Origin of the sequence: Cobetia sp. UCD-24C, assembly GCF_001306765.1 — a bacterium.
GTDB lineage: Bacteria > Pseudomonadota > Gammaproteobacteria > Pseudomonadales > Halomonadaceae > Cobetia > Cobetia amphilecti.
Map to the genome: position 1 here is coordinate 88,720 of NZ_LJTD01000002.1, position 16,701 is coordinate 105,420.

General features: G+C 64.3%; 11 protein-coding genes. 6 read left to right on the forward strand and 5 right to left on the reverse strand.

What is annotated here, in order from left to right; genetic code table 11:
- Positions 1–63: 63 nt before the first annotated feature.
- Positions 64–1,158, reverse strand: a complete 1,095-nt coding sequence (gene trhO / locus AOG28_RS02720; RefSeq protein WP_082388182.1) for an oxygen-dependent tRNA uridine(34) hydroxylase TrhO — start codon at positions 1,156–1,158, stop codon at positions 64–66.
- 337 nt (positions 1,159–1,495) lie between these two features.
- Here trhO and AOG28_RS02725 point away from each other — a divergent pair, with 337 nt between their 5' ends.
- The 4 genes from AOG28_RS02725 (at position 1,496) to AOG28_RS02740 (ending at position 6,817) form a co-directional block, all read left to right on the forward strand.
- Entirely contained in the window at positions 1,496–2,287 is a 792-nt protein-coding gene (locus tag AOG28_RS02725; protein WP_054555251.1) for a formate dehydrogenase accessory sulfurtransferase FdhD, read from the forward strand.
- A 15-nt stretch (positions 2,288–2,302) separates the two neighbouring features.
- The gene (locus AOG28_RS02730; RefSeq protein ID WP_082388183.1) at positions 2,303–4,690 is read left to right on the forward strand and encodes an FdhF/YdeP family oxidoreductase; all 2,388 of its coding nucleotides are present in this window, start codon (positions 2,303–2,305) and stop codon (positions 4,688–4,690) included.
- A 174-nt stretch (positions 4,691–4,864) separates the two neighbouring features.
- On the forward strand, positions 4,865–5,305 hold the full coding sequence (locus AOG28_RS02735) for a VOC family protein (protein WP_043333215.1): 441 nt from the start codon (positions 4,865–4,867) through the stop codon (positions 5,303–5,305).
- Positions 5,306–5,590: 285 nt separating this feature from the next.
- Positions 5,591–6,817 carry a GGDEF domain-containing protein gene (locus tag AOG28_RS02740; RefSeq protein WP_160317846.1) on the forward strand — a complete coding sequence of 409 codons (1,227 nt, stop codon included), beginning with the start codon at positions 5,591–5,593 and terminating at the stop codon, positions 6,815–6,817.
- 41 nt (positions 6,818–6,858) lie between these two features.
- Here AOG28_RS02740 and AOG28_RS02745 read toward each other — a convergent pair whose 3' ends face one another.
- Entirely contained in the window at positions 6,859–7,605 is a 747-nt protein-coding gene (locus tag AOG28_RS02745; RefSeq protein ID WP_235506924.1) for a phosphatase PAP2 family protein, read from the reverse strand.
- A gap of 460 nt (positions 7,606–8,065) precedes the next feature.
- Here AOG28_RS02745 and AOG28_RS02750 point away from each other — a divergent pair, with 460 nt between their 5' ends.
- Complete coding sequence (locus AOG28_RS02750) at positions 8,066–8,572, forward strand: META domain-containing protein (protein WP_054555253.1); 507 nt, start codon at positions 8,066–8,068, stop codon at positions 8,570–8,572.
- Positions 8,573–8,737: 165 nt separating this feature from the next.
- Here AOG28_RS02750 and AOG28_RS02755 read toward each other — a convergent pair whose 3' ends face one another.
- Positions 8,738–11,581 (reverse strand): valine--tRNA ligase, encoded by a 2,844-nt coding sequence (locus AOG28_RS02755; protein WP_054555254.1) that lies wholly within the window; start codon positions 11,579–11,581, stop codon positions 8,738–8,740.
- Between the two features lie 263 nt (positions 11,582–11,844).
- Between AOG28_RS02755 and AOG28_RS02760 the strand changes: the two genes are divergently transcribed.
- Entirely contained in the window at positions 11,845–14,799 is a 2,955-nt protein-coding gene (locus tag AOG28_RS02760; RefSeq protein WP_054555255.1) for a cache domain-containing sensor histidine kinase, read from the forward strand.
- 15 nt (positions 14,800–14,814) lie between these two features.
- On the opposite strand, the gene AOG28_RS02765 is transcribed toward AOG28_RS02760, so the two are convergent.
- On the reverse strand, positions 14,815–15,285 hold the full coding sequence (locus AOG28_RS02765) for a DNA polymerase III subunit chi (RefSeq protein ID WP_043333207.1): 471 nt from the start codon (positions 15,283–15,285) through the stop codon (positions 14,815–14,817).
- A gap of 235 nt (positions 15,286–15,520) precedes the next feature.
- A complete protein-coding gene (locus AOG28_RS02770) occupies positions 15,521–16,615 on the reverse strand; it encodes a branched-chain amino acid aminotransferase (RefSeq protein WP_043333205.1) in 1,095 nt (364 codons plus the stop codon).
- Between the last annotated feature and the right edge of the window lie 86 nt (positions 16,616–16,701).

Below are 16,701 nucleotides of genomic sequence, written 5' to 3' on the forward strand. Positions count from 1 at the left end.
CTGCAACGCAGAACACCCCGTCGAGACGGGGTGTTCGGGTAGCGAAAGCGGCGTTGGCTGCTATCAGCGCTTCTTGCTGGCTTCCAGCGCGGCACGACGGGCGGCTTCACGCTGCTGCTGCTTGGCATCGCGCCGCGCCTGCATCTGGGCGACGGCATCCATACCCAGGTGGGCTTCGCCACGTTCTCTGGCGAGGCGAATCTGGTTCTCGCGCTCGGCGAAACGCGCCTTCTGGGCGTCGCTCAGCTTGTCGTAGCAACGCGGGCAGCTGACGCCTTTCTGGTAGCGCTCGCTCTGCTTGTCTTCCTCGGTGATCGGCAGGCGGCAGGCATGGCACTGGTCGTACTGGCCGGGACGCAGCTGGTGGTCGACGGTGACGCGCTCATCGAACACGAAGCACTCGCCCTGCCACAGCGTCTCTTCCTCGGGCACCTCTTCCAGATACTTCAGGATGCCGCCCTTGAGGTGATAGACCTCATCGAAGCCCTGCTCCTTGAGATAGGCCGTGGACTTCTCGCAGCGAATGCCGCCGGTGCAGAACATCGCCACCTTGCGGTGCTGTGTCGGGTCCAGCTCACGCGAGACGTAGTCCGGGAAATCACGGAAGGCAGTGGTGTTCGGGTTGACGGCACCGGCGAAGGTCCCCACTTCCACCTCATAGTCATTGCGCGTGTCGATCAGCAGTACTTCAGGATCGGAGATCAGCGCATTCCAGTCCTTCGGCTCCACATAGGTCCCGACGGTGTGACGCGGATCGATGCCCTCGACGCCCATGGTGACGATCTCGCGCTTGAGCTTGACCTTGGCGCGCAGGAAGGGTGCCTGCTCGGCCAGTGACTGCTTGGTGTCGAGCTCGGCCAGACGCGGGTCGCTGGTCAGCCAGGCGAGCAGCGCATCGATGCCGGCGCGTGAGCCGGACACGGTGCCGTTGATGCCTTCGCGGGCCAGCAGCAGGGTGCCGCGGATGGCGTGCTCGTTCATCACCGCCAGCAGCGGGTCGCGCAGCGCCTCGAAGTCCTCGAGGGTGACGAACTTGTAGAGCGCGCAGACCACATGCTGCGGCGCCAGCGGGCTGGGGCGGGTGGAGGCAGATGTGCTGGTCAGCTGCGGGGCGCTGGCCTGATCAGATGCGGCAGTCAGGTCGGGAGTGTCGGTCATGCGAAGGGTCCTCATGCGGGCCGGAACGTAAATCCGGAGCAGGATGATCGAGAGATGAGAGCGGCCGGCGGACGGGTGATAGCGCGACAGCAGGAGCGCCCTCAAGGGTCGGCGACGCATTTTACGCGACTCGCGCGCGAATTTCTCGCCCGCCGCGATGGCTCGCATGCCTGTCACCGGCAGGACGTCATCTTCATTGGCGGTGTCTATCAACTGGCGGCTCGGCTCAATTGGTCGCCCTCACGGCATGACGGTAGGATATTCCCATATTGCGCAGAGGTCGGGTGAGGGTTGCGCGCACCGTTCTCGCCACGCATCTGCGCCACGGAGAGCCGTAATGAAAGATTCGCTCTATCAACAGGCGCCAGGCGCTGCAGGCTACGCGGATGCCCGCGAGGTGCCGCTGCGCGAGCTGGATGGCCCATCGGAGCTACCGGTGAGCCTGGCGCTCAATGACACCGCGATGGGCACCTTGCTGGCCAGTCCAGAGGCCCTTGAGCCGCTGGCGCTGGGGCATGCCTTCACCGCGGGCTGGATCACGCGGCGTGACGAGGTCTCGGCGATCCATCTCTCGCGGCTGCGTCATGGGCTGGCGGTGCGTCTTGAGGTCAGTGACTCGCTGGCGCACAAGGCCGAGCGTCATCAGCGGCGAGAGAGCAGTGTCTCGAGCTGCGGCGCCTGTGGCGTGCAGGACGAAGCGGAGCTGATGGCGGGACTCATGCGTCTGCCGCCACGGGCAGCGCTGGCACCCGATGCGCTGATGCGTGGGCTGGAGCGCCTGGAGCGCGCCACGCGCCGCGGCATGCATCTGGCGCTGGGTCTTGATGCCGAAGGCGGTCTGATCTCGCAGGGCGCCGATATCGGTCGCCACAATGCGCTGGACCGCGTGATCGGCATGAGCCTCGACAGCGGTGTGTGGCCCGAGGCCTTGCTGGTGTCGAGCCGGTGCAGCCTGGAGCTGGTGCAGAAAACCATCCGTGCGCGAATTCCGACCCTGATCACCCTCGCGGTGCCCTCGCGACTCGCCGTCGAGACCGCCCGCGCCTGCGACCTCAATCTGATCTGTGCCCACCGCGGGCGTCGACTCGAATTGCTCAGCGGTCACGCTGATCGCCCCCGTTCATCCTAGCCAGTGGATCCTGACATGACCGACATTGCTGCCCCCGAGATCGAGACGCCTGCGTCTGCCAGCCTGCCCCGCGAGGATGCGCAACAGACGCGTCATCCGCGCATTGCCGCCTATTCCGGGCCGGCGGGCGGCTGGGGCGCGCTCAAGAGCGTCGGTCAGCATGTCAGTCACTCCAGGGCACCGTGGAAGAGCGTGCGCTCCCTGCTCAAGGCCAATCAGGACAAGGGCTTCGACTGCCCCGGCTGTGCCTGGGGGGACCCGGAACACGGCTCCTCCTTCGAGTTCTGCGAGAACGGTGCCAAGGCGGTGGCCTGGGAAGTGACCGCCAAGCGAGTCACGCCGTGCTTCTTCGCTCAGCACACCGTCACGGAGCTGCTGGGCTGGGACGACTTCATGCTCGAGGATCAAGGGCGCCTGACCGAACCGATGCGCTACGACGCGGCCAGTGATCGCTATACGCCGATCAGCTGGGACGCGGCCTTCGAGCTTGTCGCCGAGCATCTCAGCGCGCTGACGTCGCCGGATGAGGCGCTGTTCTATACCTCGGGGCGTGCCAGCAACGAGGCGGCCTATCTCTACCAGCTTTTCGTGCGTCTGTTCGGCACCAACAATTTCCCCGACTGCTCCAACATGTGCCACGAGGCCAGCGGTGTCGGCATGAAGGCGAGTCTCGGCGTCGGCAAGGGCACGGTGCTGCTGGAGGACTTCGAGCACGCCGATGCCATCTTCGTGTTCGGTCAGAACCCCGGCACCAATCACCCGCGCATGCTGGGCGATCTGCGGCGTGCCTCACGGCGTGGCGCGCGCATCGTCAGCTTCAATCCTCTGCGTGAGCGGGGGCTGGAGCGCTTTGCCGACCCGCAGTCGCCGCTGGAGATGATGACCCTCTCCAGCCAGCCCATCAGCCATCGCTATTACCAGCCGCGCATGGGCGGCGACATGGCGGCGGTGCGCGGCATGGCCAAGGCGCTGTTCGCGATGGAGGCGCGGGGCGAATTCACGCGCGCCGCCAGCTTCATCGAGGCGCATACCCGGGGCGTCGAGGCCTGGCAGGCGCTGGTCGAGGCGACCGAGTGGGCAACCCTCGAGGACCAGTCCGGCCTGACGCGCGCTCAGCTCGAGGAGGCGGCCGCCATCTTTGCGGGCGCCGACAACGTCATCTGCACCTGGGCGATGGGCATCACCCAGCATCTGCATGCCGTCGAGAGTGTGCGCGAGATCGTCAATCTGCTGTTGCTCGGGGGGCACTTCGGCCGTCCCGGTGCCGGTGCCTGTCCGGTGCGTGGCCATTCCAACGTCCAGGGCGATCGCACCATGGGTATCGACGAGAAGGCGCCCGCCTGGCTGATCGATGCGCTGGAAGCGCGCTACGGCGTCAGCATGCCGCGTGCGCAGGGCTACAACACCGTAGAGAGCCTGGCGGCGCTGGAGCAGGGCAAGGCGAAGACCTTCATCGCGCTGGGCGGCAACTTCACGCGTGCCACGCCGGACAGCGAGCGGACCGAGGCCGCGATGCGCAACCTCGAGCTCAACGTCCAGATCAGCACCAAGCTCAACCGCAGTCATCTGGTGATGGGCAAGCAGACCGATGCGCTGATTCTGCCGTGTCTCGGTCGCAGCGAGATCGATCGCTCCTCACAGGTGGCTTCCCAGCACATCAGCGTCGAGGACTCGATGTCGATGGTGCACTCCAGCGCCGGCATCAAGGCACCGGCCAGCCCTGAATTGCGCTCCGAGCCCGGCATCATCGCGGCGATCGCGCGTGCCACCCTGGCGCGCGTGCTGCCGGCGCGAGGTATCAGTGATCCGGTCGATTGGCAGGCACTGAGCGAGAACTATGATCTGATCCGTGACGAGATCGCGGCGGTCATCCCCGGCTTCGCGGACTTCAATTCACGGCTGGCACACAAGCGCGGCTTCCACCTCGCCAATCCGGTTCGCGAGCTTGCCTTCCCGACCTCCAGCGGCCTGGCCGAGTTCTCGCACATGCCGCTGCCGGAGTCGGTGATGCATCAACAGCTGGCGCGGCGTGACGGCTGGCTGACGCTGCAGACCATGCGCAGCCACGATCAGTACAACACCACCGTCTACGGCTACAACGACCGCTATCGCGGCGTGTCGGGTCAGCGGCGGGTGATCTTCATCAATGGTGAAGACCTAGCGCGGCTGGGGCTGGCCGACGGTGATTGGGTCGACATGCTCGGCGAGCCGCGTCCGGACGGCAGCGAGCGACGTGCGCCGCAGTTCCGTCTGGTCGAGTACGACATCCCGGCCGGTTGCATCGGGGCCTACTATCCGGAGACCAACGTGCTGGTCGCGTTGGAAAGCCACGGCGCTGATACCGGCACGCCATCCTCCAAGGCGGTGCCCGTGCGTCTGGAGCGCAGTTCACGCATCGCCTGACGGCGCGAGATGCCAGCAGCAGGGTGCATGCATCACCACACTGCCGTGCCGCGAGGAGACTCGTCGCGCGGCAGTCGTGTGTCTAGAATATTCACGTGCGCCGAGCCAACTACTCTCGGCGCACGTCTTTTCCGTCCTCAGTCCTGTCCCAACCACCGTTCAAGAGAGTGATCCATGCAATATCTGCACACCATGCTGCGTATCCGTGATGTCGACGCTTCACTGCATTTCTTCCGTGACCTGCTCGGCATGGTCGAGATCTCGCGCAAGGATTCCGAGAAGGGCCGCTTCACGCTGATCTTCCTGGCAGCCCCGCAGGATGCCGAACGTGCCCGCGAGATGCAGGCGCCGATGCTGGAACTGACCCATAACTGGGACCCGGAAGAATACGAAGGTGGGCGCAACTTCGGCCATCTGGCCTATCGCGTCGAGGATATCTACGCCACCTGTCAGCATCTGATGGACAACGGCGTGACCATCAATCGCCCGCCGCGTGACGGCCACATGGCATTCGTGAAGAGCCCGGATGGGATTTCGCTGGAGCTGCTGCAGGCCGGTGACGCCCTTGCGCCGCAGGAACCCTGGGCCTCCATGAGCAACACGGGCAGCTGGTAAGCAAGCAACGACGCATGTTGACGTGTGCGTAAGCGTCGCATCCAGGCAACGCAATAGCCGAATTGTGACTGGTGCATCGCCCAGCAGGGCTTATGATGTAATGAAGTTCATAAGCCCCGCAGCATGATGTGTGACATGTCGTGCTCGGCCTTTGTGGAGTGTCATCGCGGCAGGCAGCTATACCTTCTTCCTTTCTCTTGCTGCCCGCCTGCCGCGATGTTGCACCTCCTTGAGTCGCGTGAGGGACCGCCACGCGGACACTGCCTAGCTGGCAAGGACTGCCTGATGCCGAGAGTCATAAGCGCCTGGCTACGTCATGAACCACGATTGCTCGCCGTGGAGCATCGTCGTTTCTACCATGCCTATCTTTGGGTCTATCTGATGCTGATGGGCCTCTTCGTGGTGTGGGTTCCCTTCTTCACTCTCTTCAACGAGCCGCGGCTGGCATTCGTCAGCGGCATCATGGCGCTCGTGTCCGTGCTGGGCGTGATGCTGCACCGGGCGCATCAGTTGACGCTGGGCCTGGCCCTGATGATGAGCGCCTTGACGCTGATGGCCTGGCTCTCGGTTTTCTGTTTCGGGCTCTCGGCGGGCTATGAGTACTATTTCTTCATCGTGATGGCCGGTGTTCACCTGGCCCCGCTGGCGGCGCGTGTTCGAGTGGTGACGACCCTGATGCTGTTCATGGCGGCTGTCTCGGCACTGATGGTCTCGCCAGTCCTGCATGAGGGCGGCGTCCTGTCGGCCTGGGTGCTGCAATCGACCAATCTGTTCGCGGTCTTCCTGATGATGGTCACCTTCCTGTGGCGCATGCTGGCGCTTACCGAACATTTCGAGCGCCAGTATCTGAAGGATGCCAGTCGTGATGAGTTGACCGAATTGCTCAATCGCCGCCAGATATTGCGCCACGCCGAGGACTGGTGGCGTGACGGAGTGCCCTGTGCGGTCTTGATGCTGGATGCGGACAACTTCAAGCGCGTCAATGACCTGCATGGCCATGCCGTCGGTGATGAAGTGCTGCGTCATCTGGGCCGCCTGCTGACGGCTACGCTTCGTCAGGGCGATCGCGCCGGGCGTGTCGGTGGCGAGGAGTTCCTGGTGCTGCTGCCACGTATCGGGCGCACCGAGGCCATTTCCGTGGCGGGGCGCATGCGCTCCCTGCTGGCCAAGTCTCCACCGGTCTTCGCCGGCACGCCGGTGCCGGTCACGGTTTCCATCGGCGTTGCCATCAGTCATGAGGTCGATTCGCTGGATGAGCTGATGCAGCTGGCCGACAGGCGGCTGTATCACGCCAAGCACAATGGGCGTGATCAGGTGGTGGCCGGTGGGGAACACGAGATGACAGGCTTTGCCACGCCCGATGTCAGCCCTCCGCCCCCCGGCAATGACGGCGGCGGACTTGGCAAGGCAGAGGTCGTGGAGGAGGGCGCTCGCGGCAAGGAGGATGACCGTCAGGATAAGCGGCACCACAAGGATTCCAGCCCTTTCTCGCGGACGCCCCTCGTCGGCTGACCTGAGATCAGGTTCTTGAGTGCAGGTTCACGAATGCTGTTTCAGGAGCGCTGCTTCAATCGGGCCAGCGCGTTCTCCATGCCACGGGCAACGGTGGTCGCCAGTGGTGTGCACAGCACCCAGGGCAACGCGATCAGTGCAATGCTGAGCGAGCCCAGATAGACATCGCTGAACCAGTGAGCGCCGACCATGATCCGCGGAGCGCTCAGCAGCACCACGAACGCCAGGCTGCACAGGGCGATGCGGCGCGGTGCGAAGGCCAGCATGAAACTCGCGAATACCATCAGCATCAGGCCGTGATCCCCCGGGAAGCTGTTCGACGCCGAATCCTTGGTCTTGAAGGACACCAGTTCGGAGAGATGCTGTGCGTGGCTGAAGAAGCGCGTCGGGCTGGCATGGCCATAGCTGATGGCGCGCAGCACGAACAGCGAGAGCAGGCCCGCCGTCAGCAGCATGGTGATGCCGATGCTGGTCCAGCGGCGATAGCGGGCAGGCTGCTGATCATTGAGCATCGCCCAGCAGAACAATACCCCCATCATGGCGAAGGCCATGGCATCGAAGGCGCGCGTGTTCAGAATGCCGAGCAGCGTGTCCCAGTGCGGATTGAGCGGTGTGATGAACTGGTTGAAGTCCCAGAAGACATCGCTGTCGAGGGTGGGCCAGAAATCCAGCGCCGGTATCCACCAGCACGCCAGCAGCGCCACTCCCAGCGCATTCAGGATCACCAGTCGTCGCAGGTTGAATCCTGTCTGCGCCCTGCGCGGGTGGGGCGGGGGCGAGGGTTGCACGTGCGGGGCCTGCTGCGAACCACTGACTCGCTGTGAAGACGCAGTATCAGCGGAAGGACTGTCGGGGGCGGCGGGAGTCATGTCGTGTCAGCTCTGCGGGGCTCATGTCGGGATAGGCGCACTCAGGTCGGTAGCTCGCTGGCTCGATGGCCAGAGGACTCGAGACAGGCGACGCTGAGTGGCGATCTGTTCGAAATTCTAGAGCAGGCTTCGCTTTGAAAACACTGTTTTCAAAGTCGGCGAGGTGGACAGATGGTTGCGTCCATCGCGCTGCTGGCAAGCTGGCGGCAGTCCGGCAGGTGACATTCAGGCGCATGTCGTGAGGGCCTGTCGTTCATGACAGCCGTGCGCATGATCGCTACCCTTGCTGTCATGTCCGTTCCTTACCCACCGTTCTCTCCGTCTGCCGGGTGATTGCCGTTGCCGGCAATGCCACTGGCGGGCGCCACAGGAGTCATCCATGTCCATTACCGTGCGTCGTCTATCGCGTTATACCTCCGTGGGGTTCGCTATCTCCTTGCTGGCTGGCTGCGCGGCCATGACACAGCCTCCGCAGGGCAGTGCCTCATCGGGTGCCGCTGCTCCTGCCCTGGTGGGCACCCAATGGAGTTTCTCCGCCACGGATGCCAGTGAAGAGGCCGCCAACTTCCTGCTGCAGCCTCCCAGCCAGCAGCAGCTGGCAGACGAGGAGGATGACCGTCTGCGTCTGGTCGGCAGCAATGGTTGCAACCGCCTGATGGGGCCGGTGGTGCTGGATGAGTCGCGTCAGACGCTGGATATCGGTCCGCTGGCCTCGACCATGAAGATGTGCCCCAACCCTGAGCAGTCCAACGCCTTCAATCGCATGCTCGAGGATGTGGCCAGTTATCAGATCATCGGCAGCGGTGAGAGCGCTCGGCTGCGCGTGATGGATGACACAGGCTATCTGCTGGCGACCTTCATGCCGCTGGCAGGCCCCGCCGAGTAATCGCTCGGCGCGCTTTTCTCGATGAGCTCATCTCGATGCGCTCATCCGGCTTGCCTTTGGTGGCATGTCTGAGATGGCGATTCGCGAGCGGGCTGCCAGAAACGAGAAAGCCCCCTGCACCGTTCGGTGCAGGGGGCTTTTGCTTGCGTGAAGCGCGAGCGTGACTTACAGCGCTTCGATCTTGACGCGCTGGCTTTCCAGCAGCGCAAGTTCCGCCTGGGCGTCGGCCAGCTTGGCGCGCTCCTTCTCGACCACATCAGCCGGTGCACGACCGACGAACTTCTCGTTGCCGAGCTTGTTCTCGAGGCCGGTGATGACCTTCTGCTGCTTCTCGTGCTCCTTGTCGATGCGCTTGAGCTCGGCTTCCTTGTCGATCAGGCCTGCCATCGGCACCAGCACTTCCAGCTCACCTACGCGCTGGATGGCGGACATCGGGGCTTCGTCGCCTGCCGCCAGGAAGGTGATGCTTTCCAGACGTGCCAGCTTGGAGAGGAACAGGCGGTTGGCTTCCAGACGCTCGGCATCGCCAGCCGCGCCGTTCTGCAGGTAGACCTCCAGCGGCTTGGCCGGTGACAGGTTGAGCTCGCCGCGCACGTTGCGGATGGCGATGATGATGCCTTTCAGCCACTCGATATCGCGGATGGCCTGCTCATCGATCCGGTCGGCTTCGGCCTGCGGCCACGCCTGGCTCATGATGCTCTCGCCTTCCACCGGCTTGCCGGCGTGCGGTGCGATACGCTGCCAGATCTCCTCGGAGATGAACGGCATCATCGGGTGGATCAGGCGCAGGATGGTCTCGAGGGCGCGCACCAGGGTGCGACGCGTGCCGCGCTTGGCTTCGATGCTGGCGTTGTCGTCCCACAGAACCGGCTTGGAGAGCTCCAGATACCAGTCGCAGTACTCGTTCCAGATGAACTCATAGAGCGCCTGGGAGGCGTGGTCGAAGCGGAACTCTTCCAGCGCGCGGGTGACCTGCTGCTCGGTCTGCTGCAGGCGCGCGATGATCCAGCGATCGGCCAGTGACAGCTCGACGGCTTCGCCGTTGACGCCGCAATCCTGGTCCTCGGCATTCATCAGCACGTAGCGCGCCGCATTCCACAGCTTGTTGCAGAAGTTGCGATAGCCATCGAGACGGCCCATGTCGAACTTCACGTCACGCCCGGTGGAGGCGAGTGACAGCAGGGTGTAGCGCAGCGCATCGGTACCGTGAGGCTCGATGCCCTCCGGGAACTCGTTGCGCGTGGCCTTGGCGATCGCCTTGGCCTTCTTCGGCTGCATCATGTTGCCGGTACGCTTCTCGACCAGCTCCTCGATGCCGATGCCGTCGATCAGGTCGATGGGATCAAGCACGTTGCCCTTGGACTTGGACATCTTCTGACCGAGGCTGTCGCGCACCAGGCCATGGACGTAGACCTTGCGGAACGGTACTTCACCCTTGAACTTCAGGGTGAACATGATCATCCGCGCCACCCAGAAGAAGATGATGTCGAAGCCGGTGACCAGCACGTCGGTGGAGTGGAAGGTCTTGAGTTCTTCCGTGTCCGCCGGCCAGCCGAGGGTGCCGAAGGTCCACAGCGCGGAGCTGAACCAAGTGTCGAGGACGTCTTCGTCCTGACGCAGTTCGACGTCGGCACCCAGGTTGTTCTCGGCGCGGACTTCCTCTTCATTGCGGCCGACATAGACGTTGCCGTCGTTGTCGTACCAGGCCGGAATGCGGTGGCCCCACCACAGCTGACGCGAGATGCACCAGTCCTGCAGGTCGCGCATCCACGCGAAGTACATGTTCTCGTAGTTCTTGGGCACGAACTCGATGTCGCCGTTCTCGACCGCTTCGATGGCCGGACGCGCCAGCTCCTCGACGGCCACGAACCACTGGTCCGTCAGCAGCGGCTCGATGACATCGCCGGAGCGGTCACCGTGCGGCAGGGTGTTGTTGACGGCCTCGACCTGCTCCAGCAGGCCCAGCGCGTCCATGTCGGCGACCAGCTTCTCGCGCGCGACGAAGCGATCCAGACCGGCGTAGGCGGCCGGCAGGCTGGCGTCTTCCTGGGGCTGCGGACGGCCCTGCAGGTCATAGATCTCGGCGCGCTCCAGGATGGTGGCATCCTGGCTCATCACGTTGATCAGCAGATGGCCCTGACGCTTGCCGACTTCGTAGTCATTGAAGTCGTGGGCCGGGGTGATCTTGACGCAACCGGAGCCCTTTTCCATGTCGGCGTGCTCATCGGCGACGATGGGGATGCGACGGCCGACCAGCGGCAGCTCGATGAACTTGCCGACCAGGCTTGCGTAGCGCTCATCCTTGGGATTGACGGCCACGCCGGTGTCACCCAGCAGGGTTTCCGGGCGCGTGGTGGCGACGATGACGTAGTCCTTGCCATCGGCGGTCTTGACGCCATCGGCCAGCGGGTAGCGGAAGTGCCAGAAGCTGCCCTGCTGATCGCGGTTCTCGACTTCGAGGTCGGAAATCGCGGTGTGCAGGGTCGGGTCCCAGTTGACCAGACGCTTGCCGCGGTAGATCAGGTCTTCCTTGTGCAGGCGCACGAAGACTTCCTGCACCGCCTTGTAGAAGCCGTCATCCATGGTGAAGCGCTCGCGCTTCCAGTCGATGCTGGTGCCCATGCGACGCAGCTGGCGGGTGATGTTGCCGCCGGACTCTTCCTTCCATTCCCAGATCTTGTCGGTGAAGGCTTCGCGGCCGAGATCATGGCGGGTCTTGCCTTCTTCGGCGGCGACCTTGCGCTCGACCAGCATCTGGGTGGCGATACCGGCGTGGTCGGTGCCTACCTGCCACAGGGTGTTGCGACCCTGCATGCGGCGCCAGCGGACCAGGGTGTCCATGATGGAATCCTGGAAGGCGTGGCCCATGTGCAGGGAGCCGGTGACGTTGGGCGGCGGGATGACAAGTGAGAAGCTCTCGCCCTGGCCTGACGGCGCAAAGCGGTTGTCGGATTCCCAGCGCTCGTACCAGCGCGTCTCGATGGCGTTCGGTTGGTAGGTCTTGTCCATGGGTCTGCATTGATCCGGTTGGGCGGGGCGTCCCGCGCCGGCTCAAGGAGCGGTCAGCGCAGGCAGAAAATGGGCTCGATTATAGCGCCGCTGATGACGGGCGTCATTCGGTCTTGGCTGGCAGGCACTCGTGGCGTCTGGCAGACGCTGTTTTCACAAAGCAGGCAACATCCACGCACTGATGCCGTATCCTGTTGCGACCTCATGACGCCGAGGCTTGCCGCCTCGCACACTTCCCATTCTCTCACGCTCGCGGAGCCGCAATGTCCAAGCCTCGCCCCACGGACGGTGCCCCTCGTCCGACACGTCGTTGGGTCTGGCATGAACTGCTGCGTCATGCGCTGGTGCCATTGCTGGTGCTCGAGGTGGCGCTGCTGGGCTGCTATCTGGTGTTGCACTGGCTGGTCTCCGGACAGCAGGACTCCACGCGCAGTGAGCTGGTGAATACCCAGCTCGAGCAGCTGACCCATTACGAGGCAGAGCACATCAGCCTGCTGGCGAACGACTGGCGCAGTGATGCCCGTCAGCTGGCGCGCAGCACTCTGCGTCACATGGACACCCCCGTGACGTCCCGCCAGCGCGAGCAGGAGCTAAAGCGCCACATGAGTGCGGGCGACGGCACCCTGTACGTCGCCGAGAACGATGGTGGCGCCGGCTCCTATTACTCCTCGCTGGTGCCCAGCTATCTGCAGGACCACGACAAGGTGGTGCGCCTCTCGGCAATGGATGCCCAGGTATCGGACATGCTCGCTACGCAATCCGAGCTGCGCCAGATCTGGTTCTCCGGCTACGACGGCTACTTCCGCATATCGCCGTGGACCGATACCCGCAACATCTTCACGCCCGGCGTCGACCTCACCAGCTACGGCTTCTACTACTTGGCGGATGACCGCAACAACCCGAGCCGTGGCGCCGTCATTACGCCGCCCTACCAGGACCCGGTCGGCAGCGGCTGGCTGGTCTCGACGCTGATGCCGGTCCATCGCGGCGACTTCCTCGAAGGCGTGGTCGGCATCGACGTCACCCTCGATTCTCTGGTCGAGCGGCTCGAGAATGCCGAGCTGCCCTGGGGCGCCTATCTGATTCTGGTGAGTGACGATGTCGTCATGGCCATGCCCCGTGTCGGTGAGCAGGATTTCGGCCCCCAGCCCGACCCTGAAGTGGTGCCGATGCCGCTGCTGCACGATCGCTTCCTCGATACGGCGCATGATGTCGAGAACTCCCCGGCCATGGCGCACCTGCTGCGCAGCATCTCGGATGAGGCGCAGGGCGTGCGCAGCGTTTCCTTGCTCGCCGGTGAGCGGCTGATCGGCTGGCAATCGGTGCCGGGCACCGACTGGCGGTTGCTGGCGGTGGTGGATGCGCAGCAGGTCAACAGCGGCATCGATATCTGGAATGAGCGCTTCAATCAGCTGGGCTATGTGATGCTGGTGGGGCTGATCCTGTTCTTCTTCGCCCTGCTGGTGGTAATGCGTTGGCGGGCCGAAGCCATGGCGGCCACCCTGTCCGAATCACTGGCACGCCTCAGCGACATGGCGCTGCGCATCGGTCGCGGCCAGCCCGTGGTACGCGAGCGCTTCCAGCTACAGGAGCTGGATCAGGCCGGTGAGGCGCTGCGCGAAGCAGCTCAGCGGCGCGACCAGATCGAGCTTGAACGCGCCGAGGGTGCGCGGCACGTCGAGATGGTGATGGCGGCCTCCGGCGATGCCACCTGGCGCTATGACTTCGATCAGGACGATCTCTACCTGCACGAGAATTTCTTCCTGATGCTGGGGCTGCCGGTACGCGCCAGCATGCATCTGGCGGACCTTGACGCCATGACGCACCCGGAAGACCTCGTCGGTCTGCTCGAGGCGCGCTGGCGGGTCATGCACGGTGAGAGCTGGGCCGAGGCGCGCGACGTGCGCTATCGGCATGCGCGTGGTCACTGGGTCTGGGTGCAGATTCGCGGCCAGATCACCCGACGTGATCATGAGGGCCGACCACAGCGCGCCACCGGGCTGGCGCTGGATATCCAGCGCCACAAGCAGTCACTCAAGCTGCTGGAGGCGGCCCGCGACAGTGCCACCGAGGCCAGCCAGTCCAAGTCGCGTTTCTTCTCGAGTTTCAGTCACGAGATTCGCACCCCGCTCAACGCCATCATGGGCTTCACGGATCTGCTCTGCGAGGAAGCCGACCTGACCCGCGAGCAGCGCCGCTACGTGGATGAGGCCAGTCATGCGGCGGCGCAGCTGTCGGCGCTGATCGAGGATGTGCTGCAGATGTCGAGTCTGGAAGCCGGTGACCTGCCGCTGGACTGCCAACCTCTCTCGGTGGGCCAGAAGCTGATCCGGCTGGCGGGGCAATATCAGCCGCGCCTGGAGAGCGCCAACCTGACGCTATCGCTGGCACTGGAAGGCGAGTCACTGTGGCTGAATGCCGACCAGCGTCGACTGGATCAGATTCTCGGCAACCTGATGGGCAATGCCATCAAGTACAACCGCGAGGGGGGCTGGATTCGTCTGGCCATCGGCCAGGAGCGCAATGCCAGCGGAGTGGAGATGGGCTGGGTGGAAATCACCGATGGCGGCTTCGGCTTTGATTCCGCGCAGGCGGTCCAGCTGTTCCAGCCGTTCTCGCGTCTGGGACGAGAAGATTCAGGCATCGAGGGCACCGGACTCGGGCTGGCGCTGTCGCGGGAGCTCGCCCGCCGCATGGGCGGTGACATCACGGCGCGGGGCGAGCTGGGCGAGGGCGCCAGCTTCCGGGTCTGGTTGCCGCTGGCGGATGTCAGCGCCCATGAGCGCGTCGTTCAGGCGGCGTGGTCGGCGGAGAAGGTGCTGCCGGTGCCCTGTCGCTGGCTGGTGATCAGCACGCGGGCGCAGGACCGTCTGCGCCTCGAGGTGATCGGCAGTCACGTCGCCAATCTGGAGATCATCATCGCCAGCAGTGCGGCCCAGGCGTTGCGCCTGGTGCGAGATGTCAGCCCGTGTCTGGTCATCTTCGGCGATGTGCCGGACATGAACGTGGCGGCGCTGTTCGCCGAGATCCAGCGCATGCCGCGCGAACTGCCGTTGTGGGCCGTGCGTATCGGGGAGCGTGACGCTAGCGAGGCCGCAGGCGGCCTGCCCGAGGCCTTCTTCGACAGCGGTGAGAGTCCGCCGAGCATGGCCGATATCGAGCGCTGGCTTTCGCATCTGCAGGATAACTTCAAGCTTGCCCTGACTCTGGGAATGTAACGAAAGCCGGTTCGCTCAGCTGACGCCCTTGAGCTGATGCGAGCGAACGGCATAACCGCGTGACTTGTAGGTGCGCCAGCATTCGCGCTTGGTCACCAGCACATCCTGATGCTGATTGATGATCTCGGCAACGCGCTCGAAGCGTGAGAACCACTCGGGAATCTCGGGGTGCAGGTTGAGCAGCGCCTCGATACCCGGCGCCGGGGCGTCCTGCCAGCCGATGGTGACCGGCGGGCGTGGCACGTCATCGGCGTGTTCGGCCTCGCGGGCGGCCATGTCGAGATCGATATCCAGCGCATGGGGCACGAAGCTTTCCGGGCGGAACTGCCACAGATGCTCATCGAACTGACGTGCCATCGCCTCGTCCTCGACATGCACATGCAGGCGAAAGCCCTTGGCGTGGATGGTCTCGGCCAGCCGGCAGGCGAATTCCAGCCGGGCTTCCAGCGTGGTGTCGGGCAGGATGTAGAAGTCGATCTGGGTCATGGGCACCGCTCGGGCAAGGAATTCTCGAGCGTTCAGGATACCGCACTCGCCGCGCGGCTTCGATGCAGCCTGCATTCCGTGACATCTTTCCGCAGCCAGATATCAGTGCGCCAGAAACCCCAAGGCCCGCCTCGAAAGAGGCGGGCCTTGGGGTTTTCGGTCAGCCCTCAAGCCACAGGGGCAGGCTCGAGGGCTTGTTCCCGTGCACTCATGTCAGTGCACTTATTTCAGTCACTTATGCCAGACGCGTCATCCAGCCTCGCGTGTCTTCGGCGCGGCCGTATTGCAGGTCCAGCAGCTGGCTGCGCAGACGCATGGCGACATCACCGGCGTTGGCGGTCAGGTCGAGGCGACCTTCTTCACTGACCAGCTCGCCCACCGGGGTGATGACGGCAGCGGTACCGCAGGCGAACACCTCGGTGATCTCGCCGGAGGCGATGCCTTCACGCCACTCGTCGATGCTGATTGGGCGCTCTTCCGGCGTCAGACCCAGATCGGTCGCCATGGTCAGGATGGAGTCACGGGTGACACCTTCCAGAATGGTGCCGGTCAGGCGCGGCGTGACCAGACGGCCGTCCTTGAAGACGAAGAACAGGTTCATGCCACCCAGTTCCTCGACCCACTTGTTCTCGGCGGCGTCCAGGAACACGACCTGGTCACAGCCATTGGCGGAAGCCTCGCTCTGCGCGGCCAGTGAACCCGCGTAGTTGCCGCCGCACTTGGCGAAACCGGTACCGCCGGCGGCCGCACGGTTGTAGTGCGAGGACAGCCAGATGGAGACCGGCTTGATGCCGCCCTTGAAGTAGGCCGCCACCGGTGAGGCGATCACGTAGTAATCGACTTCACGCGACGGACGCACGCCGAGGAAGGCTTCACTGGCGATCATGAACGGACGCAGATAGAGGCTGCATTCGTCACTGACGCTGGCCGGGGTCGGTACCCAGGCGCTGTCCTGTGCGAGCAGGGCCTTGAGCGAGCCGACGAAGTCCTCGTCGGACAGCTCCGGCAGTGCCAGACGGCGGGCGGAGTTGCGGAAACGTGCGGCGTTCTTCTCGGGGCGGAAGGTCCACACCGAGCCGTCTTCATGACGGTAGGCCTTGATGCCTTCGAAGATTTCCTGGGCGTAGTGCAGTACCGAGGCGGCGGGGTCGAGGCTCAGCGGGCCGTAGGGGCGGACTTCATGGCCGTGCCAGCCGCCGTCGGCGGTCCAGCGTACATGGGCCATGTGATCGCTGAAGTGACGGCCGAAGCCGGGATTGGCCAGAATGGTGTCACGAACGGCAGCATCCGCCGGTTGCGTGGACGCGCGGACGTCGAAGCCTTTGGTCACGTGGGTGTCTCCGTAGCAGCGAGACCCCCGACGCGGAACGCCGGGGGTCGAATCATTTTTATAGGACCTCTCGGGTCAGCGGTGCC

What these genes read in the sequence shown, in the direction of transcription:
- trhO (WP_082388182.1), bottom strand. Translation starts at nt 1,158, where the DNA reads ATGACCGACACTCCCGACCTGACTGCCGCATCTGATCAGGCCAGCGCC.
- AOG28_RS02725 (WP_054555251.1), top strand. Translation starts at nt 1,496, where the DNA reads ATGAAAGATTCGCTCTATCAACAGGCGCCAGGCGCTGCAGGCTACGCG.
- AOG28_RS02730 (WP_082388183.1), top strand. Translation starts at nt 2,303, where the DNA reads ATGACCGACATTGCTGCCCCCGAGATCGAGACGCCTGCGTCTGCCAGC.
- AOG28_RS02735 (WP_043333215.1), top strand. Translation starts at nt 4,865, where the DNA reads ATGCAATATCTGCACACCATGCTGCGTATCCGTGATGTCGACGCTTCA.
- AOG28_RS02740 (WP_160317846.1), top strand. Translation starts at nt 5,591, where the DNA reads ATGCCGAGAGTCATAAGCGCCTGGCTACGTCATGAACCACGATTGCTC.
- AOG28_RS02750 (WP_054555253.1), top strand. Translation starts at nt 8,066, where the DNA reads ATGTCCATTACCGTGCGTCGTCTATCGCGTTATACCTCCGTGGGGTTC.
- AOG28_RS02755 (WP_054555254.1), bottom strand. Translation starts at nt 11,581, where the DNA reads ATGGACAAGACCTACCAACCGAACGCCATCGAGACGCGCTGGTACGAG.
- AOG28_RS02760 (WP_054555255.1), top strand. Translation starts at nt 11,845, where the DNA reads ATGTCCAAGCCTCGCCCCACGGACGGTGCCCCTCGTCCGACACGTCGT.
- AOG28_RS02765 (WP_043333207.1), bottom strand. Translation starts at nt 15,285, where the DNA reads ATGACCCAGATCGACTTCTACATCCTGCCCGACACCACGCTGGAAGCC.